The sequence below is a fragment of the Mycobacterium sp. IDUB_36 genome (genome assembly GCF_055419225.1).
On the sequence record NZ_JBVAXH010000001.1, the window covers coordinates 231,756 to 257,744 of the forward strand.

The following is a 25,989-nucleotide window of genomic DNA, read 5'->3' on the forward strand; positions in this document are numbered from 1 at the left end:
TCGGGAGTTGATGTGAGCAGCAAAGATTCGGTGAATTCATTCGGAGCCCAGGACACCTTGAAGGTCGGCGGAGACAGCTACGAGATCTATCGGCTCGACGCGGTACCGGGCACCGAGAAACTTCCCTACAGCCTGAAAGTGCTCGCCGAGAACCTGTTGCGCAACGAAGACGGCAGCAACATCACCAAGGACCACATCGAGGCCATCGCCCAGTGGGACCCCAAGGCCGAACCGAGCATCGAAATCCAGTACACGCCCGCCCGCGTCGTCATGCAGGACTTCACCGGTGTCCCCTGCATCGTCGACCTGGCCACCATGCGTGAGGCCGTCGCCGCACTGGGCGGCGATCCCGACAAGGTCAACCCGCTCGCACCGGCCGACCTGGTGATCGACCACTCGGTGATCATCGACTTGTTCGGCACCGCGGACGCTTTCGAGCGCAACGTCGAAATCGAATACGAGCGCAACGGCGAGCGCTACCAATTCCTGCGCTGGGGTCAGGGCGCATTCGACGACTTCAAAGTTGTGCCCCCGGGCACCGGCATCGTGCACCAGGTCAACATCGAGTACCTGGCCAGTGTGGTGATGGCCCGCAACGGACTGGCCTACCCCGACACCTGCGTCGGCACCGACTCGCACACCACGATGGTCAACGGCCTCGGCGTGCTCGGCTGGGGTGTGGGCGGCATCGAGGCCGAAGCCGCCATGCTGGGTCAGCCGGTGTCGATGCTCATCCCGCGGGTGGTCGGCTTCAAGCTGACCGGCGAGATCAAGCCGGGCGTGACCGCCACCGACGTGGTGCTCACCGTCACCGAGAAGCTGCGCAAGCACGGAGTGGTCGGCAAGTTCGTCGAGTTCTACGGCAAGGGCGTGGCTGAGGTGCCGCTGGCCAACCGCGCCACCCTGGGCAACATGAGCCCCGAATTCGGTTCCACCGCAGCGATTTTCCCGATTGACCAGGAGACCATCGACTACCTGAAGTTCACCGGCCGCAAGCCGGAGCAGGTTGCGCTGGTCGAGGCTTACGCCAAGGAACAGGGTCTGTGGCACGACCCCGAGCACGAGCCGGCGTTCTCCGAATACCTCGAGCTCGACCTCTCGGAGGTCGTCCCCTCGATCGCCGGTCCCAAGCGGCCACAGGACCGGATCGTGTTGTCGGAGGCCAAATCCACCTTCCGCAAGCAGATCCCGGACTACGTCGGCAGCGGTAGCGGTAAGGGCGACCTGTCCAAGCTGGACGAGACCATCGACGAGACGTTCCCTGCCAGCGACCCGGGTCAGCCGACCAACGGCCATGCCGACGACCAGCCCGTCTCCGCGGTGCACTCGGCGGCCAAGAACGCCACCGGCCGGGTGACCAACCCGGTGCGGATCAGATCCGACGAGCGCGGCGAGTTCGTGCTCGACCACGGCGCGGTGGTGATCGCGGCGATCACGTCGTGCACCAACACCTCCAACCCGGAAGTCATGCTCGGTGCGGCACTGCTGGCCCGCAACGCCGTCGAGAAGGGTCTGACCTCCAAGCCGTGGGTGAAGACCTCGATGGCACCGGGCTCGCAGGTCGTCACCGAGTACTACGAAAAGGCCGGGCTGTGGCCGTATTTGGAGAAGCTCGGCTTCTTCCTGGTCGGCTACGGCTGCACGACGTGCATCGGGAACTCCGGCCCGCTGCCCGAGGAGATCTCGAAGGCGATCAACGACAACGACCTCACCGTCACCGCGGTGCTCTCGGGTAACCGCAACTTCGAGGGCCGGATCAGCCCCGACGTGAAGATGAATTACCTGGCCTCACCGCCGCTGGTGGTCGCCTACGCGCTGGCCGGGTCGCTGGACTTCGACTTCGAGTCCGACGCGCTGGGCACCGACACGGACGGTAACGACGTCTTCCTGAAAGACATCTGGCCGTCGCAAAAGGACGTCTCGGACGTGATCGCCTCGTCGATCAACCAGAAGATGTTCATCGACAACTATGCCGACGTGTTCAAAGGCGACGAGCGGTGGCGCAACCTGCCGACCCCGAGCGGCAACACCTTCGAGTGGGGCTCTGATTCGACCTACGTGCGCAAGCCTCCGTACTTCGAGGGCATGCCGGCCGAACCACAACCGGTCAGCGACATCACCGGCGCGCGGGTGCTCGCTCTGCTCGGCGACTCGGTGACCACCGACCACATCTCCCCCGCCAGCAGCATCAAGCCGGGAACCCCGGCGGCGCAGTACCTCGACGAACACGGCGTCGACCGCAAGGACTACAACTCCTTCGGTTCGCGCCGCGGTAACCACGAGGTGATGATCCGCGGCACGTTCGCCAACATCCGGCTCAAAAACCAGCTGCTCGACGACGTCTCGGGCGGCTACACCCGCGACTTCACCCAGGATGGCGCCCCGCAGGCCTTCATCTACGATGCGGCGCAAAACTATGCGGCACAAGACATTCCGCTGGTCGTCCTGGGCGGCAAGGAGTACGGGTCCGGTTCGTCTCGTGACTGGGCGGCCAAGGGGACGTCACTGCTGGGCGTCCGCGCGGTGATCACCGAGTCGTTCGAACGCATCCACCGGTCCAACCTGATCGGCATGGGCGTGATCCCGCTGCAGTTCCCGGAGGGCAAGTCGGCCGGGGACCTGGGTCTGGACGGCACCGAGGTGTTCGACATCACCGGCATCGAGGAGCTCAACAACGGCAAGACGCCGAAGACGGTCCACGTCAAGGCCAGTAAAGACGGCGGCAAGGACGTGGAATTCGACGCGGTGGTGCGCATCGACACTCCGGGTGAAGCCGACTACTACCGCAACGGCGGCATCCTGCAGTACGTGTTGCGCAACATGCTGAAGGCCAACTAGTGGCGATCGCCAGCGCGGTGCAGCCGGGCGCAGCGGGTCGCCGCCACACGAGCTAGCGCGGGGAGGGCAGCACCCTTGCCCAAGGTCAGCCAGGACCATCTGGCGGCCAGGCGCCGTCAGATACTTGACGGCGCCCGCCGCTGCTTCGCCGAGTTCGGCTACGACGGGGCGACGGTTCGCCGCCTCGAGCAGGCAATCGGGATGTCGCGGGGAGCGATCTTCCACCACTTCCGCGACAAGGACACGTTGTTCTTCGAGTTGGCACACGAGGACGCGGAGCGGATGGCCGATGTCGCGTCTCGCGAAGGTCTGGTCCAGGTGATGCGTGACATGCTGGCAGCGCCTGAGCAATTCGATTGGCTCGCCACTCGATTGGAGATCGCCCGAAAGCTGCGCCACGACCCGGAGTTCAACAAGGAATGGACCGACCGGTCGGCGGAGTTGGCCGCGGCGACGATCGAGCGGCTGCGTCGGCAGAAGTCTGCCGGCCGGGTCCGCGACGACATCCCGAGCGACGTGCTGCAGTGCTACCTGGACCTGGTGCTCGACGGGCTGGTCGCCAAGGTGGCCTCAGGCGAGAACACTCAGTTGCTCACCGCAGTCCTCGATCTCGTCGAGGGCTCGGTGCGGCAGCGCTGATTGTCCGCGGGCTAGCGCGTTCGGGTGCGGTGGTTTGGTCCGCCGCGACTGCGCATCGTGGTGCCGGACTCCAGCAGCATGCTGTGGATCGATCCGTACGACCGGCCGGTCGACCCGACCAACGTTCGGATGCTGGCTCCGCCTTCGTAGGCGCTGCGCAATTCGCGCAGCACCTGATCGCGCGGCTTTTTCAACTTCCCCATTTGCCCTCCCCATGACACAGATCCCCAAAGGACAAAGAGTAGGAAGCCTGGTTCGCCAGCGGGGCGGATTGACCAAATCACCTGCTATGCCACGAGAATTGGGCACCGGCGGTCAGGCGAGTTCGATGAGGTCCCGGTATTCGTCGGACCAGTGGTCTTCGGTGCCGTCGGGCAGCAGCACGACGCGCTGCGGGTTGAGCGCCTCGGCGGCGCCGGGGTCGTGGGTCACCAGCACCACGGCACCGGCGTAGCTTCGCAGCGCATCCAGCACCTGCTCGCGGGACGCGGGGTCGAGGTTGTTGGTCGGCTCGTCGAGCAGCAACACGTTGGCCGTGGAGGCAACCAAACCCGCGAGGGCGAGACGGGTTTTCTCGCCGCCGGACAGCGTTCCGGCCGGTTGTTCCAACTGACTACCGGTGAACATGAAGGCGCCGAGCAGGCCGCGCAGGTCTTGCTCACCGGTGTCGGGCGCGGCGTGGCGGATGTTCTCCCACACGGTCGCGCCGTCGTCGAGAAGGTCGTGCTCCTGAGCGAAATAGCCGACCTTCAAACCATGCCCGGGCTCGATCACCCCGGCGTCGGCGTGCTCGACGCCCGCCAGCAGCCGCAGCAGCGTCGTCTTGCCCGCTCCGTTGAGCCCGAGTACTACGACCCGGGAACCGCGGTCGATGGCCAGATCGACACCGGTGAAGATTTCCAGCGACCCGTAGGTCTTGGTCAGCCCGGAGGCCGTCAACGGTGTACGCCCGCACGCCGAAGGGCTGGGGAATTTGATCCGGGCCACTTTGTCGGCCACCCGCTCTTCGTCGAGAGCGGCCATCATCCGATCGGCGCGGCGCAACATATTCTGTGCTGCAACGGCTTTGGTGGCCTTGGCGCCCATCTTGGCGGCTTGGGCACGGAGCGCACCGGCTTTGCGTTCGGCGTTGGTGCGCTCGCGACGCCGACGCTGCTCGTCGGTCGCGCGGGCGTCGAGATACTTCTGCCACCCCATGTTGTAGACGTCGGCTTCGCCGCGAACCGCGTCGAGGAACCACACCCGGTTGACCACGTCGGCCAGCAGATCGACGTTGTGACTGATCACGACGAGTCCGCCGGTGTGGTTGCGCAGGAAGTCCCGCAGCCAGGACACCGAGTCGGCGTCGAGGTGGTTGGTCGGCTCGTCGAGCAGCAGGGTGGTGGCCGAGCCCGAACCGGAGTCGGACGCCGCGAACAGGATTCGTGCCAACTCGACCCGACGGCGCTGACCGCCCGACAACGTCCGCAACTGTTGCGTCAGGACCCGGTCGGGCAGGCCGAGGCTCGCGCAGATACGGCCCGCCTCACTTTCGGCACCGTAGCCGCCGAGCGCCGCGAAGCGCTCTTCGAGCTGTCCGTAGCGGCGGATGGCGCGGTCTCGCGCGGCGTCGTCGGCCACCTCGGCCATCAGGGCCTGTTGCTTTTCCAGATCCGTGAGCAAGGTGTCCAGGCCACGCGCGGACAGCACCCGGTCGCGGGCGAGCACCTCGAGGTCACCCTCCTTGGGATCCTGCGGCAGGTAACCGATTTCGCTGGTGCGCGTCACTGAGCCCGCGTACGGCTCCCCCTCGCCGGCCAGGATGCGCAGGGTTGTCGTCTTACCGGCGCCGTTGCGCCCGACCAACCCGATCCGGTCGCCGGGCTGGATCCGCAGGGCCGGTCCGTCGGCGGCAAGAAGTGTTCGCGCACCTGCGCGGACCTCGAGGTCCGTAGCCGTGATCACGGTCACTCTCCTTGCACGGGATTATTTTTTGTCGTCGGTGAACACCGGCGGGCGCTTTTCGGCGCGCGCAGCAACCGCTTCTTCGAAGTTGCCGGTGAGCAGGCGGACGAAGAGCTGTCCGAGACCTTCGGCCTGCATGTGCCCTTCCAGGCTAGCGGCGTCCAGTCCACTCCATAGCGTGCGCTTGGTCAACTCGACGCCCGGCCGGGAGTAGCCGGCGATGCGTTCGGCCATGTCGTAGCAGGTCTCCAGCAGTTGGTCCTCGGGAACCTGCCGGGACACCAGCCCGATGCGCTCGGCCTCCTCGGCGTCGACGTCGCGGCCGGTCAGCATGATCTCGAAAGCCCGCGATGAGCCGATCGCCCGCGGCAACAGGTAGCTCAGGCCGAGCTCGCTGGCGGTCAGGCCGTTGTTGATACCCGCCGCACGGAAATACGCGCCGTGCGCCGCCACCCGGATATCGGCGGCCAGCGCCAAGCACAACCCGCCACCTATCGCAGCGCCGTTGACCGCGGCGATCACCGGCTGATGCAACTTACGCAGCGCGAGGATGACGTCGTCGAGAATCTCCATCGAGCGCAGCGCGTACGTGGGCCGGGTCAAATCCTGGACGTGCGGCACCGAGCCGGCCGACTTGTGGTCGGCACCCGAGGAAAAGCCTCTGCCGGCGCCGGTCAGCACGACCGCCCGGACGTCGTTGTCGTAGGTGATGTCCTCGAGGACCTCTTTGAGAGGAACCATGACGTCGAACGCCATGGAGTTCATCCGCTCGGGCCTGTTCAGCGTGATCAACGCGACGTGCGGGCGCGGGTGTTCGACGAGGACCATGGTCACCGTTGAACGGTAACCCTTGACACCCGAAGTCAGCTCAGGCTTGGTCGCCCTCTGCCGGCGCGGTGGCCGCGTCGACGTCGAAGTCCTTCACCTGCTGGACCAGGTCTTCCAACGCTGCGGCCGGCAGGGCACCGGCCTGGTTGAAGATCAACTTGCCCTTCTTGAAGGCCATCAACGTGGGGATCGACCGGATCTGCGCCGCGGCGGCGAGTTCCTGCTCGGCCTCGGTGTCCACCTTGGCGTGCACCACGTCGGGGTGTTTGTCGGCGGATGCGGCGAAGGTCGGCGCGAACTGCCGGCACGGCCCGCACCAGGACGCCCAGAAGTCGACGAGCACGATGTCGTTGCCGTTGATTGTTTCGTTGAACTGCGCGGCGGTGAGTTCTTGGGTAGTCACGCGTTCATTAACGCATGCGCTTGACGCGGTGTTCCCACCCCCGATTACACAGCGCGCACTTAAGTGGCCTCCAGCCTGCGCTTAACGGCGACATCGAGGGTGATATCCGTTGACAGAGTCGGCTGCACATCGCGACCGACGACCGAAAGGACCCCGATGCCCGCCACCTTCTCGACCAAGCGGATGTCCCACGCCGCGTTGCTCGCTGTCACCGGAGCCGCCGCGCTGTCCCTCGCAGCGTGTGGAAACTCCAGCGAGACCAAACCGGCACCGGCGACTCCGAGCGGCAACGCCCCCACCTCGTCGACCCCTTCGGCGTCCGACAAGGGGCACGACTGGGTGAAGGGCATCATTGACTCGGTTTCGGGCAGCACGGTCCAGGTCACCGCGAAGTCCGGTCCCACGACCGTCGACTTCACCCCGTCGACGAAGATCGAGGAGGTCACCCCGGCTCAGCTGACCGATGTCACCGCCGGTAGCTGCGTGTGGGTTCACCCGGACCACCAGGCCGACGCCCCGTCGGGTGGCCCGATCAACGCTCGCGCGGTGAAGGTCAGCGCCGCGGTCGACGGCAAGTGCCCCGGGCCTACGCACCCGGCCGGCGACAAACCGCATCACCAGCCGCCGCCGCACGGTCAGGTCGCCTCCGTGACGGGCAACACGATCACGCTGAATGGCACTGATGCGCAGGGCAATCCGTCGACAACGACCGTCAACGTCACCGACACCACCAAGTACAGCAAGAAGACCGCGTCGGACGCGCACGTGATCGTTCAGGGCAAGTGCCTGATTGCGCACGGCACCAGGGACGGGGGCAACGCCTTGCAGGCCCAGCGAATCGACGTCCAGGATGCCGTCAACGGTAGCTGCCCCGAGCACGGTGGCAAGCACCACGACCGCTAGTACGAGCGGGGCAACCCGAGGCTGTGCTGGGCAACGTGGTTGAGGATCATCTCGCGGCTGATCGGCACCGTTTTGAACAGCCGGACGAACTCGTACATGTTGGCCAGCGCCACCTCGCGGGTGAAGCCGGCGCCGCCGTGCACCTCGATGGCCTGGTCGACGCAGCGGATGGCGGCGTCGGCGGACAAAAACTTGGCCATGTTGCTGTACTCACCGGTGTCGACCCCGGCGTCATAGCCGGCGGCGGCGTGGCGTGTCATCAGCCGCGCGGCTTCGAGGCCGATCTTGGCTTCCGCCAACGGATGTGCCAGACCCTGGTGGGCGCCGATCGGCACCTGCCATACCCGGCGCTCGCGGGCGTACGCGACGGCCTTGTCCAGGGCGTAGCGGCTCACCCCGTTGCAGATCGCCGCGATGATGACCCGCTCGGGGTTCATCCCGTCGAATGCGACCCGCAATCCGTTGCCCTCACCGCCGACCAACCGGTCCGTCGGCACGGCGACGTTGTCGAAGAACACCGTGAACGACTTGTCGGTGATCTCGAAAGTCATCGGGATGCGGTGCATCTCGATGCCCGGTGTATCGCGATCGACCAGAAACAGCGAAAGCTGGGCACGACCGTTGGCGTCGGTGCCGGTGCGGGTGACCACGAGTAGGGCGTCGGATTGGTCGGCCGCAGTGATGTAGGTCTTCTGTCCATTGATGAAGTACTTGTCACCCTCGCGGCGGGCGGTGGTGGCGATCTGGTGGCTGTTGGATCCGGCGTCGGGTTCGGTGATGGCGAACGCGATTTTCGCCGTCCCCGCCGCCATCGGCGCCAGCCAATGCTCCTTCTGCTCGTGGCTGGCGTGCCGGGCCAGCAGGCTGCCGACGATCCCGGGCGAGATCATCAGCATGATCTGCGGACATCCGGCCGCCGCGGCCTCTTCGGCCACGATGTTCATCGCGCTCAATCCCATTCCACCGCCGCCGTATTCGTCCGGCAGGTTCACTCCGACGAATCCCCCGGCCGCCAGCGCGTCCCACAGCTCGGTGGGGTGTTCGAGGTTTTCGCTGCAGCGGGTGAAGTAATCGTTTCCGAATTCGGCGACAATCCCATGGACTGATGCCCGTAGTTCGGCTTCCTCGGTGTCGGTGAGTGTCATCGGAAGTCCATCCAGTGTCCGTGCGGGGTGAAGCCGAGCAGGAAGGGAATCTCGATGCGACAGATCGGCCCGACGGTGATGTCGTCGGTGTCGAAAATCGCGAACTCGCCCAGGTTTTCGGTCCACCGGGAGATCGGCACCATCAGATAACCGTCGCCCTCCGGCGCATCGGGAGTCCGCGGTACGAAGGTCGGCTCCATCACCAGCGATGGTCGATCGTGTCTCAACCGAAAACGTTGCTCGTCGCCGGTATGGCGGTCGCGCACCACCAGGCTGTGCATGCGCATCCCGTTGCCTCGGGCATCGCCGCCGATCAGGTATCCCCACCGCTGCCCGTCACCGTAGAACCGTTCGTCGACCTTCGGCAGTTCGCAGGGCCGATCGTCGAGCATCTCCGATTTCACGGTTCCGGCATTCAGGTCGACGGTCCAGCGACCCAGTGTGCTGCGGGCCAGATTGAAGAAGAGCTGGACGTCCTCACCCTGGAAGCCATCGATGTCCAACGGGAACGGCGGGCGTTCGAAGATCGGGGCCTCCAGGGTCAGCGTGTCACCGTCGACATCAGCTGCGAGGGTGTGCATCACATACTGCTGCTCGATATCGGCTGTGATCCAACGGATTTCACCGTTCTCGATGTCGCCGCGAGGTATCAGCGCCAGTGTGATCGGCAGGTCCGGCTGCCAATCCTGCACCGAAAGCCCGCGCTCGATGCGGTCCGGATCGAACGCGAACCCCTGGAACGGCAACACCATCCAGTCCTTCGTCAGCCACATGTCGTGGACTTCCGAGGTGTACGGCGCATCCCAGAGCTCCCGGGAAGTCACCCGGCCGTCCGGTTGCACCACGTGGACGGTCACGAAGGGCCGGTGGTTGCTGTAGGCCCAGCCGTACAGCGTTCCGGTGTCGCTGTCCCATTTCGGGTGGGCCGTGAACGCCGCATCGCCGTAGCCGGCCCGGTCGAAGATGCCGCGGGACAACTGCGGCGACCACGACACCACACCGCGGGTCTGCAGGGTGATGGGGTCCAGGGCCACCGGCGGGCTGCCCTGTTCGCCCGACGCAAGGATCTCCCCTGCGAACGGAAAGCAATTGATGTTGTTGGCGCCCTGCGGGATTCCGCGGGTGTGCTCGTCGGGCACGGCGGCGCCGAAGCCGATGTTGCGCCAGTCGGTCCAGTCGCCGTCGGACCAGCAGAACATGCCCCGCTGATGTTCGTCCTCGAGCAGGTATTTGGGTGTGCGAACCCAACGGTTGCGAAAGTCAGCGCGGCCGTTGTCGAAGGTGAGTCCCTGCACCATGCCGTCCATGGCGAGCAGTCCGTTGGCGCCTTGCCGGGTGGGCCGCTTGAATGTCGGACCGACCCGATAAAAGCCGCCGGCCAGCTGTTTCGGGATCTCACCGTAGGTGGTGACGCAGTCTTCGACGGTCGCCTCGAACCGCATCGGTCGAAACGCTCCGTTGAGCACAGCAGTATTCGGGACGGAAACCATGAATACTTAGTATACTAAGTCGAATGACTCTGACAAGACCCTCTCGCGCGCCGGACGTCGTCGCCGCGACCCTGCGCCGGCAGATCCTGTCCGGGGATCTCGCCCCCGGAGACTGCCTGCCCAACGAGGGCGAACTGATCAGCCAACTCGGCGTCAGCCGTGAAACCGTGCGGATGGCGCTCCGACTGCTGGACGCCGAGGGCCTCACCGCCACCAGTCAGGGCCGCGGCGGTGTCCGCATCCGCCACCCTGAGCCCGAGCGCGTCGCGCGTTCACTGGTGCAGCTGTTCACCCTGACCGGCGCCACGTGGGGAGACCTGTTGTCCTTTCGCATCATGCTCGAACCAGCGGCCGCCGCCCACGTGGCCGAGCACGCCACGGCTGCGCAGCGGAAGCGCATCGCCGAAGTCGCCGCGGGCGGCATAGCCGCTGACGGCACCGGCTATCACGAGTTCCACGAGGAGCTGGTCGAGGCGAGCGGAAACCCGCTTCTGACAACGGTTTTGGCGGCTGTCGAGCAGGCGGTGCGCTGGGCCGCCGCCGAGCAGAACATCAGTCAGTACGACCGCGACGAGGCCGCGAGATCGCATCGCGCGATCTCCGCGGCTGTCTCGGCGAAAGATTCAGCGAAGGCGCAGCGCCGGATGGCACAGCATTTGTCCGCCGCCTTGCGTCATGTCGAGGCGTCGGGACTTCGTGACGCGCCCATGATTCCGCCGTCGCGGTGGCGCGGCGAGAACAGCGACCTGCCCTGGCGTTGACGCGCCGTTATTTCTTTTCGCGCCAACCACGTTCGAACGGCAACCGCCAAGCCCGCGGAGCGATCAGTGGATGAACGGCGTTGGGACCCCACGAGTCGAGGTCGTAGCTGCGTGACGGCGGCGGGTCATCGAGCAACGGAGCCGATACCTCCCACAGCCGCTCGATGCCTTCGGCCGTGTTGTACAAGGTCCGGTCGCCGCGCATCGCGTCGAGAATGAGTCGCTCGTAGGCCTCCAGAACGTCGCCGGCGTGGCCGGTCTCCTCCATGGTGAACTGAAGGCTCAGCTTGTCCAGCTTCATACCCGGACCCGGCCGCTTGCCGTAGAACGACAGCGACATCTTGGACACGTCGGCGAGGTCGAAGGTCAGATGATCCGGGCCCTTCTGTCCCACACCGGATCCCGCGGGAAACATGCTGCGCGGTGGCTCGTGGAACGCGATCGAGATGATCCGCTGACCCTCGGCCAGACCCTTGCCGGTGCGCAGAAAGAACGGAACACCGGCCCAGCGCCAGTTGTCGATCTCGCATTTGAGTGCGATGAACGTCTCGGTGTCCGATTCGGCGGAGACGCCGGGCTCGTCGCGGTATCCGCGGTACTGGCCGCGAACGACTTTGTTGGGGTCCAGCGGCCGCATCGAGCGGAAGACCTTGTTCTTCTCTTCGCTGATCGCGGTGGACGCGAGTTCGGTGGGCGGCTCCATCGCGACGAACGCCAGGATCTGGAACAGGTGGGTGACCACCATGTCCTTGAACGCCCCGACGGATTCGTAGAATTGGGCTCGATTTTCGACGGTGAGCCGCTCAGGAACGTCGATCTGGATGTGATCGATGAACTGACGGTTCCAGATCGGCTCGAAGAGCCCATTGGCGAACCGGAACGCGAGGATGTTTTGCGCGGCCTCTTTGCCGAGGAAGTGGTCGATCCGGAAGATCTGTTCTTCGTCGAATCGCTCATGGATCGCTCTGTTGAGCTCCCGTGCGCTGTCCAGATCGACACCGAACGGCTTTTCCATGATGACGCGCGAGTTCTCGGCGAGGTCGGCCTTGTGCAGCATGTCCATCACGGGCATCACCGCTTTTGGCGGCACGCTCAGGTAGTGCAGCAATCTGACCTCACCGCCGAGGATCTCCACCTGCTCGGACACCGCGCTGGCCAGCGCTTCCGGGCCGTCCTGCTGCGAGACGAACGTCAGATTGGCGATGAACTGATCGAACAGTTCGTCCGAGACATCGTGGCGGGCGAACTCCTTGCAGGCCTTGTGCGCCTGCTTACGGAATGCGTCGGTGTCGAGTTCGTCGAGTGAGGTTCCGACGACCCGCATCTCGGGAGCAAGCTTCGAGCAGGACAGGTGAAGCAGTCCTGGGAGCAGCTTACGGCGTGCCAAATCGCCTGTGGCGCCGAATATTACGACGACATGCGGCGGCACCGTGGTTCCCTGCGGTGTGGGCCCGTGAGTGTTCTCGGCGTCCGTCACATTCACGATGGTAGCCAAGGCCAGCCGGATCCACACCCCGCATGGGTAAACACTGGGCGCCGCCCAGACGCCCGCTGGCTAGGGGACGCGATACCAGCCCCGCTCTTCACCGTAGGCCCAGCCACACGGCGCCCACTCCCACTTCTGGCCGTCGTCGCCACCCGAGACATTGCACTTGGGCCCGTTCGGGTCCGGTCCGTCTGTCGTGTCGTCCGCGTAAGCGATGCCGTTGCCCATGCTCACCGCAGCAACACAGGCCGCAATCATCATCAATTTCTTGGTCATAAAGCGGTCCTTCCTGTCCGTTGCGTCAATCTTTGCAGGCAGACGCACGATGACGCGACCGCAAACCCGGCGAAACGAGGGGCATTAACAGGACGTTTACAGGGTTTAGACGGTGAATCCGAGGGCGCGCAGCTGGTCCCGGCCGTCGTCGGTGATCTTGTCCGGACCCCACGGCGGATTCCACACCCAGTTGATCCGCAGCTCGTCCACCAGGCCCGCGCCGACCAGAGCGTTACGCGATTGGTCTTCGATCACGTCGGTCAACGGACAGGCCGGCGATGTCAGGGTCATGTCGAGCAGCGCGACGGTGCCCTCCTCCGCGTCCTCGAGGTTCACGCCGTAGACCAAGCCGAGGTCGACCACGTTGATGCCCAACTCGGGGTCGACGACATCGCGCATAGCCTCCTCGATGTCACCGAGCAGTTCGTTGTCCGGTGCGGCAATTTCACTCATCTGCTGATCTCCTCCAGGTCGTGACTCGCTTGGGCCAGCGCGTCCTTGAACGCCATCCAGCCCAACAGCGCACATTTCACTCGCGCCGGGTATTTCGCGACGCCGGCGAATGCGACGCCGTCGCCCAGTACATCTTCGTCGCCGTCGACGTTGCCGCGCGACGACACCATCTCGTTGAACGCGGTGACGGTCTTGAGCGCCTGGCCGACGCTCTGGCCGATCACCTGCTCGGTCAGCACCGACGTGGCGGCCTGGCTGATCGAGCAGCCCTGCCCCTCGTAGGACACGTCTTCGACGGTGTCACCGTCAGCCGACAGGGCCACCCGCAGTGTGATCTCGTCGCCGCAGGTCGGGTTCTTGTGGTAGACCTCGGCGCCGAACGGCTCGCGCAGACCACGATGCTGCGGATGCTTGTAGTGATCGAGGATCACTTCCTGATACATCTGCTCGAGACGCATTGCGACTCACGCCCTTCCGAAGAAATCGATGGCGCGGCGCACCCCGGCGACCAGGCGGTCGACCTCGTCGAGGGTGTTGTAGATCGCGAACGATGCCCGCGCGGTGGCGGCTACGTCGAACCGGCGGTGCAGCGGCATGGCGCAGTGGTGGCCGACCCGAACGGCGACTCCGTCGTCGTCGAGGACCTGGCCGACATCGTGGGCGTGCACGCCGTCCACCACGAACGACACCGGCGAGCCGCGGTTCTCCATGGTGGTGGGGCCGACGATCCGGACCGCGTCGATGCCCGACAGGCCGTCGATCGCTGCGGCGACCATTTCGTTTTCGTGCGCCTGCACGGTCGCCATCCCGATGGCGTCGAGGTAGCGCGCCGCGGCACCGAGACCAACAACCTGTGAGGTCATCGGCGTGCCGGCTTCGAAACGCTGGGGTGGCGGGGCGTAGGTGACCGCCTCCATCGAGACGGTCTCGATCATCGAGCCGCCGGTGATGAACGGCGGCAACGCGTTCAGCAGATCGCCGCGGGCATAGAGCACCCCGATACCGTTGGGGCCCAGCATCTTGTGACCAGAGAACGCGCCGAAATCGACATCGAGTGCGTGGAAGTCGACCGGGTGGTGCGGCACCGACTGGCAGGCGTCCAGCACGGTCAACGCACCGACCGCCTTGGCCCGCTCGACCAGCTCGGCAACCGGGGCGACCGCACCGGTCACATTCGAGTGATGGCTGAAGGCAACGATTTTCACGTTGCCGTCCAGCTGCAACGAGTCCAGGTCGATGCGACCGTCGTCTGTGACGCCGTACCAGCGCAGTGTCGCCCCGGTCCGGCGGGCCAGCTCGTGCCACGGCACCAGGTTGGCGTGATGCTCGAGTTCGGTGACGACGATGACGTCGCCGGGACCGACAGCACGCTCGAAGCGGTTGTCCCCCAACACATACGACACCAGGTTGAGAGATTCGGTGGCATTCTTGGTGAACACCAGCTCGTCGGCGTCGGCACCGACGAATGCCGCGACGTCCGCGCGGCCCTGCTCGTAGGCGTCGGTTGCCTCTTCCATCAGTTGATGCGCACCGCGGTGCACTCCGCCGTTGGAGGTGAGCAGAAATTCGCGCTCGGCGTCGAGCACCTGGAGCGGGCGCTGCGACGTCGCTCCGGAATCCAGGTAGGCCAACTGATTTCCGCCCCGCATGACGCGCTTCAGAATCGGGAAGTCGGCCCGGATCGCGGCGAGATCGAGCGCCGCGGAGCGAGTGGCCGAGACCGTCATGTCAGGCTCCCGAAGCGGCCGTATGGGTAAAGCGTTCGTAGCCGTGTTCTTCGAGCGCATCGGCCAACTCCGGGCCGCCCGATTCGACGATCCGGCCACCGACGAAGACGTGGACGAATTGCGGCCGGATGTACCGCAGGATTCGGGTGTAGTGCGTAATGAGCAGGACGCCGCCGTCTTCGGCTTCGGCGTACCGGTTGACACCCTCACTGACCACCCGCAATGCGTCGACGTCCAGACCGGAGTCGGTCTCGTCCAGGATCGCGATCTTGGGCTTGAGCAGGCCCAACTGCAGGATCTCGTGGCGCTTCTTCTCACCGCCGGAGAAACCTTCGTTGACGCTGCGCTCGCCGAACGCCGGGTCGATGTCCAGGTCCTGCATCGCGGCCTTGACCTCTTTGACCCAGTGCCGCAGCTTCGGCGCCTCGCCGCGGACCGCGGTCGCCGCCGATCGCAGGAAGTTCGACATCGACACACCGGGCACCTCGACCGGGTACTGCATGGCGAGGAACAATCCGGCCCGGGCCCGCTCGTCGATGCTCATCTCGAGGACGTCGGCGCCGTCGAGCGTGATCGACCCCGAGGTGACGGTGTACTTGGGGTGGCCGGCGATGGCGTAGGACAGCGTCGACTTCCCGGACCCGTTGGGCCCCATCACCGCGTGCGTCTCCCCGGACTTGACGGTGAGGTCGACGCCCTTGAGGATCGGCACCTCTACGCCTTCAGGGGTGAAAACCGAGGCGTGCAGGTCTTTGATTTCCAGAGTGGTCATGATCAGTTACTTCTCGCTTCAGTGATCGCTAGTTCTCGTTCAATGGCTTCGGTCAGGCGTTCACGCACGGCGGGGACGGCGATCTTCGCGATGATCTCGTTGAAGAAACCGCGCACCACCAGACGCCGCGCCTGCGCTTCGGGGATACCGCGGGCACGCAAATAGAACAGCTGCTCGTCGTCGAATCTTCCGGTGGCACTGGCGTGTCCGGCGCCGGCGATCTCACCGGTCTCGATCTCCAGGTTGGGTACCGAGTCGGCGCGGGCGCCGTCGGTCAGCACCAGGTTGCGGTTGACCTCGAAGGTGTCGGTGCCTTCGGCCTCGGCGCGGATCAGTACGTCGCCGATCCAGACCGTGTGCGCATCCGGCTTCTTGGAATCCGGATCACCCTGCAGCGCACCCTTGTACAGCACGTCGGATTTGCAGTTCGGCTGCGAGTGGTCGACCAGCAGCCGTGCCTCGAAATGCTGACCGTCATCGGCGAAGTAGGTGCCGAGTAGTTGCGCGTCACCGCCGGGGCCGTCGAAGCGCACGGTCGCCGTGGTGCGAACCAGATCGCCGCCCAGCGTGACGTTGACGTGTCCGAGCACCGCATCCTTGCCGAGGCGGGCGTGATGGGAGCTGACGTGCACCGTGTCGTCGGCCCAGTCCGCGATCCAGATGACGCCCAGGCCCGCTGAATCGCCGACGATGATCTCGACGTTGTCGGCGTAGGTGCCACTGCCCCGCAGGTCGACCACGACGATTGCCCGGGACAGTTCCTCGATGCGGATCTGTAGGTGCCCGTAGGCCACCCCGCCCTCACCTGGCCCGGTGATGGCGACCTCGATCGGCTCCGCCACTTCGGTGTCGCGCGCGACCGTCACGACCGTCGCCGAATTGAACGACGAGAACGCCTGAGCGGCAACACGATCAGCGGGAACACCGCCCTGACCCAGTCGCTCGTCGCCGCGTCGTACCGATTCGACTGTCACGCCCGGCCGCTCGGTGACCTCGATCGTCGCGGTACAGGTCGCCACGGCGGAACCGTCGTGCAGCCCGCGCAGCCGCTTGAGCGGAGTAAAACGCCACAGCTCGTCGCGGCCACCCGGAACCTCGAATGCGTTGACGTCGAACGAGGAGAACAGCTCGCCCTTGTTGGCAGCGGCGAGGGCTGAACCCTCCACCGCTTCAGTCAATCCCGTCACTAGCCGACCGAGCCTTCCATCTGCAGCTCGATCAGCCGGTTGAGTTCGAGGGCGTATTCCATCGGCAGTTCCTTGGCGATCGGCTCTACGAAGCCACGCACCACCATCGCCATCGCCTCGTCTTCGGTGAGCCCGCGGCTCATCAGATAGAACAGCTGGGTGTCACTGACCTTGGACACGGTGGCCTCGTGGCCCATCGTCACGTCGTCCTCGCGGATGTCGACGTAGGGATAGGTGTCACTGCGGCTGATCGTATCCACCAGGAGCGCATCGCATTTCACGCTCGACCGCGATCCGTGCGAACCCTTGTTCACCTGAACCAGACCGCGGTAGGAGGCGCGACCGCCGCCGCGCGCAACCGACTTGGAGACGATGTTGCTCGACGTGTTCGGCGCCAGGTGCAGCATCTTGGCACCGGTGTCCTGGTGCTGACCCTCGCCGGCGAATGCAACCGAGAGCACTTCGCCCTTGGCGTATTCGCCGGTCATCCAGACCGCCGGGTATTTCATCGTGACCTTCGATCCGATGTTGCCGTCGACCCATTCCATGGTCGCGCCGGCCTCGGCCCGCGCCCGCTTGGTGACCAGGTTGTAGACGTTGTTGGACCAGTTCTGGATGGTCGTGTAACGGCAACGGCCACCGGGCTTCACGATGATCTCCACGACCGCGGAGTGCAGCGAGTCGCTCTTGTAGATCGGCGCGGTACAGCCCTCGACGTAGTGCACGTAGGCGTCCTCGTCGACAATGATCAACGTCCGCTCGAACTGGCCCATGTTCTCGGTGTTGATCCGGAAGTAGGCCTGTAGCGGGATGTCGACGTGGACCCCCTTGGGCACGTAGATGAACGAACCACCGCTCCATACAGCGGAATTCAGCGCCGAGAACTTGTTGTCGCCGGCCGGGATCACCGTTCCGAAGTACTTCTGGAAGAGCTCTGGGTGCTCGCGCAGCCCAGAGTCGGTGTCCAGGAAGATGACGCCCTGCGCCTCGAGGTCCTCGCGGATCGAGTGGTAGACGACCTCGGACTCGTACTGCGCCGCAACGCCGGAAACCAGGCGCTGCTTCTCGGCCTCGGGGATGCCGAGCTTGTCGTAGGTGTTCTTGATGTCGGCCGGCAGGTCGTCCCAGGTGGCAGCCTGCTTCTCGCTGGACCGCACGAAGTACTTGATGTTGTCGAAGTGGATTCCCTCGAGGTCGGAACCCCAGTTCGGCATCGGCTTGCGCTCGAAGATGCGCAGCGCCTTCAGGCGGTGCTCCAGCATCCACTCCGGCTCGTTCTTCTTGCCCGAGATGTCGCGCACCACCGCCTCGGACAGTCCGCGCTGCGCGCTGGCGCCGGCCACGTCGGAGTCCGACCACCCGTAGCCGTAGCGGCCCAGTGATGCGATCGTCTCTTCCTGGGTCAGCGTCTCGGCGGGTGTGACCGTCTTGGCGGCCTCGGGGGTGAGGGTCATTGCGACACTCCTTTGGTGCTCGTAATGGCTTCGGCACGGGCTGTGCGCCGAAGGTCAGTCGGTGTGGCTTCCGCCGTGGCGAGCGGCACGTGGGTGGTGCAGGCGCAATCGCCGTTGACGATCGTCGCAAGCCGTTGCACGTGAGTACCCAGAACCTCCGCGATCGCCTGCTGCTCGGTCTCGCACAACTCCGGGAATTCCTCGGCGACGTGCGACACCGGGCAATGATGCTGACAGATCTGAACGCCGTGGATCGGGCCGCCCACCTGTGTGGTGGTCGCGACATAGCCGGCCTTGGACAGCGCCCCGGCGATCCGCTCCGCTGTCGCCTCGATCTCCTCGTCGGCGTCGGAGTCGGCCGCGACCACGTCGGACAGGATCGAGTCGATGCGTTGACGGGCGAAGCTGCGTACCGCCTCTTCGCCGCCGATCGCACGGAGTTGGCGCATCGCAGCCGAGGCCAGGTCGTCGTAGCTGTGGTCCAGCTTGCCGCGACCGGTCGCGGTCAGCCGATAGCGCTTGGCCGGGCGGCCGCGGCCGGCTTGCTGCCACGGTGCGGCCGGCGCCGACTCCGCCTCGCCCATCTCGATCAGGACGTCGAGGTGGCGCCGCACTCCGGCCGCCGACAATCCGAGTTGTTCGCCGATCTGCCCGGCGGTGATGGACCCGGACTCCAGCAGCAGCCGAATGACCGCGCTGCGAGTCTGACCGTCGTGCGTCGCGGCAGCCGCGGCTGCTTCGACGCTGTGGACGGGGGGTGATAATTTCACAACACCAGTGTGACGCAATTACGGGGACGGGTCTAGCAAGGTTACCCTCTGCCATGGTTGCGCTGGTCACACCTGACCAGTTCGGCCCTGCCGGGGCGGCGGTTACGCTGCTGTGATGGCAGACCGCCACCACTCGCTGAGTTCGTCGATCGCCAGCCTGCACGGCGACGAGCTCGCGGTGGGCCAGCCACTGAACGAGGCCGAGGAACGGGCCCTCCGTCGCACCCGGGTTTTCGGCGCCACCGGCACGGTGCTGATGGCCATCGGAGCGCTCGGCGCAGGAGCCCGCCCCGTGGTCCAGGATCCCACCTTCGGGGTCCGGTTGCTCAACCTGCCGTCGCGGATTCAGACGGTGTCGTTGACGATGACCACCACCGGCGCGGTGATGATGGCCCTGGCCTGGCTGATGCTGGGACGGTTCGCCCTGGGTAAGCGGCGGATGTCGCGCGGCGACCTGGACCGGACCCTGCTGCTATGGGTACTGCCGCTGCTGCTCGCTCCCCCGATGTTCAGCAAGGACGTCTACTCCTACCTGGCGCAAAGCCGGATCTGCTGGCTGGGCCTCGACCCGTACCGGGTGGGCCCGGCGACCGGACTGGGCCTGGGTCACGTGTTCACCCTTTCGGTGCCGAGCCTGTGGCGGGAGACGCCGGCTCCGTACGGGCCGCTGTTTCTGTGGGTGGGCCGCGGCATTTCAGCGCTGACCGGCGAGAACATCGTCGCCGCTGTGCTGTGTCACCGGCTGGTGGTCCTGCTCGGGGTGGGCCTGATCGTGTGGGCGACCCCCCGGCTGGCGCGTCGCTGCGGCGTCGCCGAGGTCAGCGCGCTGTGGCTGGGTGCCGCCAACCCGTTGCTGATCATGCATCTGGTCGCGGGCATCCACAACGAGGCGCCGATGCTGGGACTGATGCTGGCCGGCACCGAGTTCGCGCTGCGCGGCGTCGACTCCACCAGGCCGCTGTGGCCACGACCGTGGCCACGGGCCAGCGGTGAGCGGGCGGACTGGACTCCCCTGCTCATGCTGCTCAGCGGAGCCGTGCTGATCGCGCTGTCGTCGCAGATCAAGCTGCCCTCACTGCTGGCGCTGGGCTTTGTCACGATGGCGCTGGCCCAGCGTTACGGCGGCGGACTGAAGGCGTTCCTGGTGACCGGCACCCTGATGGCAGGGCTGTCGCTGGTGGTGATGGCGGCGGTCGGCTCAGCCAGCCGGTTGGGCTTCGGCTGGATCTTCACCCTGGGCACCGCCAATGTGGTGCGCAGCTGGATGTCTCCGCCGACGCTGATCGCGCTGGGCACCGGGCAGGTCGGCATCCTGCTGGGCCTGGGCGATCACACCACCGCCGTGCTGTCGCTCACCCGTGGCATCGGCGTGATGATCATCGCCGTGATGGTCGCTTGGCTGCTGCTGGCGGTGCTGCGGGGCCGCCTTCACCCGGTCGGTGGGCTCGGTGTCGCGCTCGGTGGCACGGTTCTGCTGTTCCCCGTGGTGCAGCCCTGGTATCTGCTGTGGGCGATCATCCCGCTGGCGGCGTGGGCCACCCGCCCGGGATTCCGGCTCGCGGTGATCATTGTCACGATCGTCGTCGGCATCTTCGGTCCGACCGCCAACGGCGACCGGTTCGCGCTGTTCCAGATCGTCGACGCGACGGTGGCCAGCACGATCCTGGTGCTGTTGCTGATCGCCATCACCTACGACCGGCTGCCCTGGCGTCCGCTGATCGCCGAGGAACTCACTGCCGCGGCCGCGCCTGACGACCCGGCACCGCCTGACCAGGCCGCGCAGCCCGATCCCCTGCCCGACGCTTACGCTCAATCGTCGTGAGCCCAGCATCTGATACCCCGGTGCGGTTGCGCGGGGTGTGTAAGCACTACGGCTCGGGCGCAGACGCCGTTACCGCCGTGTCGCAGCTCGACCTCGAGGTGCACACCGCGGAGGTGCTGGCGTTACTCGGCCCCAACGGCGCCGGCAAGACCACGACCGTCGAGATGTGCGAGGGCTTCGTCCGCCCGGACGAAGGCACCATCGAGGTGCTGGGGCTGGATCCGGTCGCGGACAACGCCCGACTGCGGCCGCGCATCGGCGTGATGCTGCAGGGCGGCGGCGGTTATCCCGCGGCGCGGGCCGGCGAGATGCTGAACCTGGTGGCGTCCTACGCCGCGGACCCGCTCGACCCGCAGTGGCTGCTGGACACGCTGGGGTTGACCGAGGCAGCCCGCACCACCTATCGGCGGCTGTCCGGGGGGCAGCAGCAGCGGCTGGCGCTGGCCTGCGCGCTGGTCGGCCGGCCGGAGCTGGTCTTCCTCGACGAACCGACCGCTGGCATGGATGCCCAGGCTCGAATCCTGGTGTGGGAGTTGATCGATGCGTTACGCCGCGACGGCGTGACCGTCGTGCTGACCACCCATCAGCTCAAGGAAGCCGAAGAACTCGCCGACCGGCTGGTGATCATCGACCACGGGGTGACGGTCGCGTCCGGAACACCGGCGGAGTTGACCCGCAGCGGCGCGAAGGGACAGCTCCGGTTCAGCGCTCCCCCGCGACTGGAGCTGTCGCTGCTGACGTCGGCCCTGCCCGAGGACTACCAGGCGTCGGAGCCGACACCCGGCGAGTATCTGGTCGAAGGCGCGGTGGACCCGCAGGTGCTGGCCACGGTCACCGCGTGGTGCGCCCAGATCAACGTGCTCGCCACCGATCTGCGGGTGGAGCAGCGCAGCCTCGAAGACGTGTTCTTGGAGCTGACCGGTCGGGAGTTGCGCTCATGAATGACGCGGTGACGACGATGCAGAGCGCACGCGATGCTGAGGAGCGGCGCAAATGAGCCAGAGCCATTTCGCCGTTGGGACTTTCACGCCCAACCCGCAGCCCGCCCCGGTGCCCAAGATGCTGGCCGCGCAGTTCGGCTTGGAACTGAAACTGTTGTTGCGCAACGGCGAACAGTTGCTGCTGACCATGTTCATCCCCATCACGCTGCTGATCGGTTTGACGCTGCTGCCGCTCGGATCCTTCGGTGACCACCGCGCCGCCACCTTCACACCGGTGATCATGGCGCTGGCGGTGATCTCGACCGCGTTCACCGGTCAGGCCATCGCGGTTGCGTTCGACCGTCGCTACGGCGCCCTGAAACGGCTGGGGGCGACGGCGCTGCCGGTGTGGGGCATCATCGCCGGCAAGTCGGCCGCGGTGGTGACGGTCGTGTTCCTACAGTCGATCATCCTGGGCGCCATCGGCTTTGCGCTCAGCTGGCGGCCACATCCGGCAGGCCTGGCGCTGGGTGCGGCGGTCATTGCACTGGGCACCGCCGTGTTCGCCGCACTCGGACTGCTGCTCGGTGGGACGCTGCGTGCCGAGATCGTGCTGGCGATCGCCAACCTGTTGTGGTTCGTCTTCGCCGGACTCGGCGCGTTGACCGTCGAATTCGGCATGGTCGGATCGGCGGTCAAATGGGCGGCGCGGCTCACCCCGGCGGGTGCGCTGACCGAGTCGTTGTCGCGAGCGATGAGTCTGTCGGTCGACTGGTTCGGGCTGCTCGTTCTCCTCGTGTGGGGCACGCTCGCCGGGCTGGCGGCGCTGCGCTGGTTCCGCTTCACCTGAGCACGTCGTCGCTTTCAGACCAGCCCTACTACGGGACGTAGTTGTCGTTGGCCTACGATCGGGCGATGCCTGTCGGGCAATCCTTGCAGCGGCTTTCCCGCCCCAGCCTGCGCGCGCAGCGGACGATCGCGGCGTTGGTGATCGTGACCCAGGGCGGCATCGCCGTCACCGGGGCGATCGTCCGCGTCACCGCGTCGGGCCTGGGTTGCCCGACCTGGCCGCAGTGCTTCCCGGGAAGTTTCGTTCCGGTGGCCCATTCCGAGGTCCCCCGGATCCACCAGGCCGTCGAATTCGGCAATCGCCTCATCACGTTCGCCGTGGTGCTCACCGCGGCGCTGGCAGTGCTCGCGGTCATCCGTGCTCATCGCCGGCGCGAGGTGCTGGTCTACGCCTGGCTGATGCCGGCGTCGACGGTGCTGCAGGCGGTGATCGGCGGCATCACGGTGCGCACCGGACTGTTGTGGTGGACGGTGGCCATTCACCTGCTGACGTCAATGACGATGGTCTGGCTGGCGGTGCAGCTTTACGTCAAGGTCGGCCAACCCGACGACGGGGTGGCCGACGCACGGGTCGCCAGGCCGCTGCGGATGCTGACCGCGCTCAGCGCGCTGACCCTGGCCGCGGTGCTGGTCGCCGGCACGCTGGTCACCGCCGCGGGCCCACACGCCGGCGACACCAGTCCGAACCGGACTGTGCCGCGGCTGCGCATCGAGATCCTTACCCTGGTGCACGCGCATTCGTCGCTGCTGATCGGGTATCTGGCGCTGCTGGTCGGTCTCGGATTCGGACTGCTGGCGGTGCGCGCGCCCCGGCCGGTGCTGACCCGACTGGCGGTGCTGCTGGCGGCGGTGTTCGGTCAGGCCGCGGTGGGGACGGTTCAGTTCTTCACCGGCGTTCCTGCGGCGCTGGTCGCGGTGCACGTCGCCGGAGCCGCGATCTGCACGGCAGCTACCGCAGCGCTATGGGCCTCGATGCGAGAGCGGACCCAGGCCCAGCCGGTCGACGGCTGACTCGACGCACTGGGCGAAGCGGCGTTGCGCGTCGTCGCGGGCCTCGTTGTCGAGCAACTGCCAACCCAGCGACGGCGCAACGAGATTCAGCTCTGCCAGCTCAGCGTCGCCGGCATCCGAAACCACCTCAGCGCGGGCGTAGAGCAACTCCTCGACACCGATGTTCAGGTGGGCGGCGGCGGCCTGCAGGGCGGCCCGCCCGAGGTCCCACAGCTCGAAGTCGGCGTCGACCGGCGACGTCTCGACGAAGGCGTGGGATTCGATCCCGCCCAGGTACACCAGCGCGGTGCGAATCGCGGCGGCCGAGGGCCGACGGCCCCGCAGCACGGGCACTCCCGCGCGGCCGAGGTCGCGCAGGTGGCGCCGACCGGTGTTCCACGCGACCACATCAGGAGCGTTGAGCAGGTTGCGCACGCGCCGGGTCCACGCCAAAAACTCGGCGTGATCGCTGCCGTCGCGCAGGATCACCAGGTCGGCGTCCAGCGTGCGCGGGTCGTCCCAGGCCAGCCAGTGCGCGTGCAGGCCGCGCGTACGCAGAGCTGCCACCAGTCCACCGTCGTCACCGTCCTGCGAACCGGCCAGCACGATCCGCGGATGACGAATGTCAGGACGGGCCAACTTCATGCGGTCTCCATGCTTGCGGATGATAGTCACCATGCACGCAATCGAAGTCGCCGAGAACGGCGGTCCCGAAGTCCTGTCCTACGTCGAGCGCCCGGAACCTGCCCCGCGGCCGGGTGAGGTGTTGATCCAGGCCGAGGCGATCGGCGTGAACTACATCGACACCTATTTCCGTTCTGGAACCTACCCGCGCGAGCTGCCGTTCGTCCTGGGTAACGAGGTCGCCGGGACGGTGGCCGCCGTCGGCGACGGCGTGACCGAACACACCGTGGGCGACCGCGTGGTGACCGCCGTCGCATCCTCCGGCTCGTACGCCGAATACAGCACTGCGCCAGCACGATTCGCCGCCCGCGTGCCCGTCGGGATCGGTTCGGACGTTGCCGCTGCCGCTCTGCTGAAGGGGCTGACGACGCATTACCTGATCACGTCGGTGTACGCCGTGCAGGCGGGCGACACGGTGCTGGTGCATGCCGGCGCGGGCGGTGTCGGCCTGATCCTGACCCAGTGGCTGGCGCACCGCGGCGCCCGGGTGATCACCACGGTGTCGACGCCGGAGAAGGCCGAGCGTTCGCGTGGCGCCGGCGCGGCGGAGGTGTTGGACTATCCGGGCGATGATCCGGCTGAATTCGCAAGCCGCATCCGGGATCTGACCGACGGGGCCGGCGTCCCCGTGGTGTACGACGGGGTCGGGGCGAGCACCTTCGACGCCAGCCTGGCCAGCCTCGCCGTGCGCGGAACCCTGGCGCTGTTCGGCGCATCGAGCGGGGCGGTGCCGCCCGTCGACCCGCAGCGACTCAACGCCGCCGGCTCGGTGTACCTGACCCGGCCCGGTTTGGTGCACTTCACCCGCACCGGTGAGGAATTCGCTTGGCGCTCAGACGAATTGTTCACCGCGATCGCCGACGGATCTTTGGAGGTCGCGGTCAGCCACGTCTACCCGTTGGCCGACGCCGCCCAGGCGCATCGCGACCTACAGGGCCGTCAAACCATCGGATCGATCGTGCTCACGCCGTAGCGGTGGTCAGCCGCCCCACTTGGCGCCTTCGGCGGAGTCGCGGGCCAGCATCGAGGTGGTGTTGTTCTCGTGCGTGCTCGCCATCGCCCGATACGACAACACCAACTGCTCCAGCGCCTGATTCCACTGCGCCTGCCACGCCTGATAACTCAGCCCGGTGTCACCCTGCCACGCCGACTGCAACGCAGCCTGCTCAGCAGAGATGTCAGCACCCAAACCCTGAATCGTGCCCGCATAACCGGCCATGTCCGCCGAATGCGCCAGCATCGCCGGATAGTTGTACATGATCTGCGACATCACAAACCCTTTCAAAACCCTCTAGTAGGAGCCGGCCTCAGAAGCCCGGGTAGCTGCTCGCGCCGGCACTGTCGGCGGCCACATAGGTACCCGCCGCATCACCGAGGTTCGCCTGAGCGATATCCAGCAGCGAATTCACCTTCGCCGCCGCCGCCACAAACCGGGCATGCGCAGCCTGAAACGCCGCCGCCGAATCACCGGCGTGAAACGCCTGCGAGGCCATCGCCTCCTGCTCGGCCTGACCGATCGTCGACCGCATCAAACCCGTCTTGGCACCAAACGCCGACTGCGACGCCACCAACTGCGGAATGTGAGCATCCAACAAACTCATCCCTGAAATCCCTTCCTCACCCGATTACCGTTGCCACGCAAGTACAT

Annotated in this window: 27 protein-coding genes; 9 read left to right on the forward strand and 18 right to left on the reverse strand. The window is 66.2% G+C overall.

The genetic code is table 11. From position 1 onward, the window contains the following. The first annotated feature begins 12 nt into the window (after positions 1-12). Entirely contained in the window at positions 13-2,838 is a 2,826-nt protein-coding gene (locus ACZYW1_RS01005) for an aconitate hydratase (RefSeq protein ID WP_463782525.1), read from the forward strand. A gap of 75 nt (positions 2,839-2,913) precedes the next feature. After that, positions 2,914-3,477 (forward strand): TetR/AcrR family transcriptional regulator, encoded by a 564-nt coding sequence (locus ACZYW1_RS01010; RefSeq protein ID WP_463782527.1) that lies wholly within the window; start codon positions 2,914-2,916, stop codon positions 3,475-3,477. Between the two features lie 11 nt (positions 3,478-3,488). Here the strand turns inward: ACZYW1_RS01010 and ACZYW1_RS01015 are convergent, their stop codons facing one another. The 4 genes from ACZYW1_RS01015 to trxA form a co-directional block, all read right to left on the reverse strand. Next, complete coding sequence (locus ACZYW1_RS01015; protein ID WP_463782529.1) at positions 3,489-3,680, reverse strand: helix-turn-helix domain-containing protein; 192 nt, start codon at positions 3,678-3,680, stop codon at positions 3,489-3,491. Between the two features lie 112 nt (positions 3,681-3,792). Next, positions 3,793-5,421 carry an ABC-F family ATP-binding cassette domain-containing protein gene (locus tag ACZYW1_RS01020; protein WP_463782530.1) on the reverse strand — a complete coding sequence of 543 codons (1,629 nt, stop codon included), beginning with the start codon at positions 5,419-5,421 and terminating at the stop codon, positions 3,793-3,795. A gap of 21 nt (positions 5,422-5,442) precedes the next feature. Further along, on the reverse strand, positions 5,443-6,288 hold the full coding sequence (locus ACZYW1_RS01025) for an enoyl-CoA hydratase (protein WP_463787622.1): 846 nt from the start codon (positions 6,286-6,288) through the stop codon (positions 5,443-5,445). A 1-nt stretch (position 6,289) separates the two neighbouring features. Further along, on the reverse strand, positions 6,290-6,652 hold the full coding sequence (trxA, locus tag ACZYW1_RS01030; RefSeq protein ID WP_463782532.1) for a thioredoxin: 363 nt from the start codon (positions 6,650-6,652) through the stop codon (positions 6,290-6,292). 156 nt (positions 6,653-6,808) lie between these two features. On the opposite strand from trxA, the gene ACZYW1_RS01035 reads away from it, so the two are divergent. Continuing rightward, entirely contained in the window at positions 6,809-7,555 is a 747-nt protein-coding gene (locus ACZYW1_RS01035; RefSeq protein WP_463782533.1) for a DUF5666 domain-containing protein, read from the forward strand. Here ACZYW1_RS01035 and ACZYW1_RS01040 read toward each other — a convergent pair. Next, on the reverse strand, positions 7,552-8,700 hold the full coding sequence (locus ACZYW1_RS01040; RefSeq protein WP_463782535.1) for an acyl-CoA dehydrogenase family protein: 1,149 nt from the start codon (positions 8,698-8,700) through the stop codon (positions 7,552-7,554). The genes ACZYW1_RS01035 and ACZYW1_RS01040 overlap by 4 nt on opposite strands. Next, on the reverse strand, positions 8,697-10,190 hold the full coding sequence (locus ACZYW1_RS01045; RefSeq protein WP_463782538.1) for a carotenoid oxygenase family protein: 1,494 nt from the start codon (positions 10,188-10,190) through the stop codon (positions 8,697-8,699). The genes ACZYW1_RS01040 and ACZYW1_RS01045 overlap by 4 nt, the downstream gene beginning before the upstream one ends. Before the next feature lie 23 nt (positions 10,191-10,213). Between ACZYW1_RS01045 and ACZYW1_RS01050 the strand changes: the two genes are divergently transcribed. Continuing rightward, entirely contained in the window at positions 10,214-10,951 is a 738-nt protein-coding gene (locus ACZYW1_RS01050) for a FadR/GntR family transcriptional regulator (RefSeq protein ID WP_463782540.1), read from the forward strand. Positions 10,952-10,958: 7 nt separating this feature from the next. On the opposite strand, the gene zwf is transcribed toward ACZYW1_RS01050, so the two are convergent. The 9 genes from zwf to ACZYW1_RS01095 all read right to left on the reverse strand — a co-directional run bounded on the left by zwf (position 10,959) and on the right by ACZYW1_RS01095 (position 19,094). Beyond that, on the reverse strand, positions 10,959-12,428 hold the full coding sequence (gene zwf, locus ACZYW1_RS01055) for a glucose-6-phosphate dehydrogenase (RefSeq protein ID WP_463782543.1): 1,470 nt from the start codon (positions 12,426-12,428) through the stop codon (positions 10,959-10,961). A 78-nt stretch (positions 12,429-12,506) separates the two neighbouring features. Next, positions 12,507-12,713, reverse strand: a complete 207-nt coding sequence (locus ACZYW1_RS01060; protein ID WP_292976155.1) for a hypothetical protein — start codon at positions 12,711-12,713, stop codon at positions 12,507-12,509. A gap of 105 nt (positions 12,714-12,818) precedes the next feature. Continuing rightward, a complete protein-coding gene (locus tag ACZYW1_RS01065) occupies positions 12,819-13,166 on the reverse strand; it encodes a metal-sulfur cluster assembly factor (protein WP_463782545.1) in 348 nt (115 codons plus the stop codon). Next, complete coding sequence (gene sufU, locus ACZYW1_RS01070) at positions 13,163-13,624, reverse strand: Fe-S cluster assembly sulfur transfer protein SufU (RefSeq protein ID WP_463782547.1); 462 nt, start codon at positions 13,622-13,624, stop codon at positions 13,163-13,165. Before sufU ends, ACZYW1_RS01065 begins: the two co-directional genes overlap by 4 nt. Positions 13,625-13,630: 6 nt before the next feature. Beyond that, on the reverse strand, positions 13,631-14,893 hold the full coding sequence (locus ACZYW1_RS01075) for a cysteine desulfurase (protein ID WP_463782548.1): 1,263 nt from the start codon (positions 14,891-14,893) through the stop codon (positions 13,631-13,633). A gap of 1 nt (position 14,894) precedes the next feature. After that, on the reverse strand, positions 14,895-15,665 hold the full coding sequence (sufC, locus tag ACZYW1_RS01080; RefSeq protein ID WP_292976166.1) for a Fe-S cluster assembly ATPase SufC: 771 nt from the start codon (positions 15,663-15,665) through the stop codon (positions 14,895-14,897). A gap of 2 nt (positions 15,666-15,667) precedes the next feature. Beyond that, positions 15,668-16,852, reverse strand: a complete 1,185-nt coding sequence (sufD, locus tag ACZYW1_RS01085; RefSeq protein ID WP_463782550.1) for a Fe-S cluster assembly protein SufD — start codon at positions 16,850-16,852, stop codon at positions 15,668-15,670. After that, on the reverse strand, positions 16,852-18,306 hold the full coding sequence (gene sufB, locus ACZYW1_RS01090) for a Fe-S cluster assembly protein SufB (protein WP_463782551.1): 1,455 nt from the start codon (positions 18,304-18,306) through the stop codon (positions 16,852-16,854). The genes sufD and sufB overlap by 1 nt, the downstream gene beginning before the upstream one ends. Beyond that, positions 18,303-19,094 carry a helix-turn-helix transcriptional regulator gene (locus tag ACZYW1_RS01095; RefSeq protein WP_463782553.1) on the reverse strand — a complete coding sequence of 264 codons (792 nt, stop codon included), beginning with the start codon at positions 19,092-19,094 and terminating at the stop codon, positions 18,303-18,305. Before ACZYW1_RS01095 ends, sufB begins: the two co-directional genes overlap by 4 nt. A gap of 97 nt (positions 19,095-19,191) precedes the next feature. On the opposite strand from ACZYW1_RS01095, the gene mptB reads away from it, so the two are divergent. The 4 genes from mptB to ACZYW1_RS01115 are packed head-to-tail and all read left to right on the forward strand — an operon-like array spanning position 19,192 to position 23,678. Next, positions 19,192-20,898 carry a polyprenol phosphomannose-dependent alpha 1,6 mannosyltransferase MptB gene (mptB, locus tag ACZYW1_RS01100; RefSeq protein WP_463782555.1) on the forward strand — a complete coding sequence of 569 codons (1,707 nt, stop codon included), beginning with the start codon at positions 19,192-19,194 and terminating at the stop codon, positions 20,896-20,898. Further along, complete coding sequence (locus ACZYW1_RS01105; RefSeq protein ID WP_463782558.1) at positions 20,895-21,839, forward strand: ABC transporter ATP-binding protein; 945 nt, start codon at positions 20,895-20,897, stop codon at positions 21,837-21,839. Before mptB ends, ACZYW1_RS01105 begins: the two co-directional genes overlap by 4 nt. Before the next feature lie 52 nt (positions 21,840-21,891). After that, a complete protein-coding gene (locus ACZYW1_RS01110; protein WP_463782560.1) occupies positions 21,892-22,668 on the forward strand; it encodes an ABC transporter permease in 777 nt (258 codons plus the stop codon). A 47-nt stretch (positions 22,669-22,715) separates the two neighbouring features. Next, on the forward strand, positions 22,716-23,678 hold the full coding sequence (locus ACZYW1_RS01115; RefSeq protein WP_463782561.1) for a COX15/CtaA family protein: 963 nt from the start codon (positions 22,716-22,718) through the stop codon (positions 23,676-23,678). Here the strand turns inward: ACZYW1_RS01115 and ACZYW1_RS01120 are convergent. Further along, positions 23,628-24,302 carry a hypothetical protein gene (locus ACZYW1_RS01120; protein ID WP_463787623.1) on the reverse strand — a complete coding sequence of 225 codons (675 nt, stop codon included), beginning with the start codon at positions 24,300-24,302 and terminating at the stop codon, positions 23,628-23,630. The two genes, ACZYW1_RS01115 and ACZYW1_RS01120, sit on opposite strands and share 51 nt — an antisense overlap. Before the next feature lie 31 nt (positions 24,303-24,333). Between ACZYW1_RS01120 and ACZYW1_RS01125 the strand changes: the two genes are divergently transcribed. Further along, a complete protein-coding gene (locus tag ACZYW1_RS01125; protein WP_463782562.1) occupies positions 24,334-25,314 on the forward strand; it encodes a quinone oxidoreductase family protein in 981 nt (326 codons plus the stop codon). A 6-nt stretch (positions 25,315-25,320) separates the two neighbouring features. Here ACZYW1_RS01125 and ACZYW1_RS01130 read toward each other — a convergent pair whose 3' ends face one another. Together ACZYW1_RS01130 and ACZYW1_RS01135 are read right to left on the reverse strand one after the other, a co-directional pair. Beyond that, complete coding sequence (locus ACZYW1_RS01130) at positions 25,321-25,611, reverse strand: WXG100 family type VII secretion target (RefSeq protein WP_463782564.1); 291 nt, start codon at positions 25,609-25,611, stop codon at positions 25,321-25,323. A gap of 37 nt (positions 25,612-25,648) precedes the next feature. After that, the gene (locus ACZYW1_RS01135) at positions 25,649-25,942 is read right to left on the reverse strand and encodes a type VII secretion protein EsxS (protein WP_463782566.1); all 294 of its coding nucleotides are present in this window, start codon (positions 25,940-25,942) and stop codon (positions 25,649-25,651) included. Between the last annotated feature and the right edge of the window lie 47 nt (positions 25,943-25,989).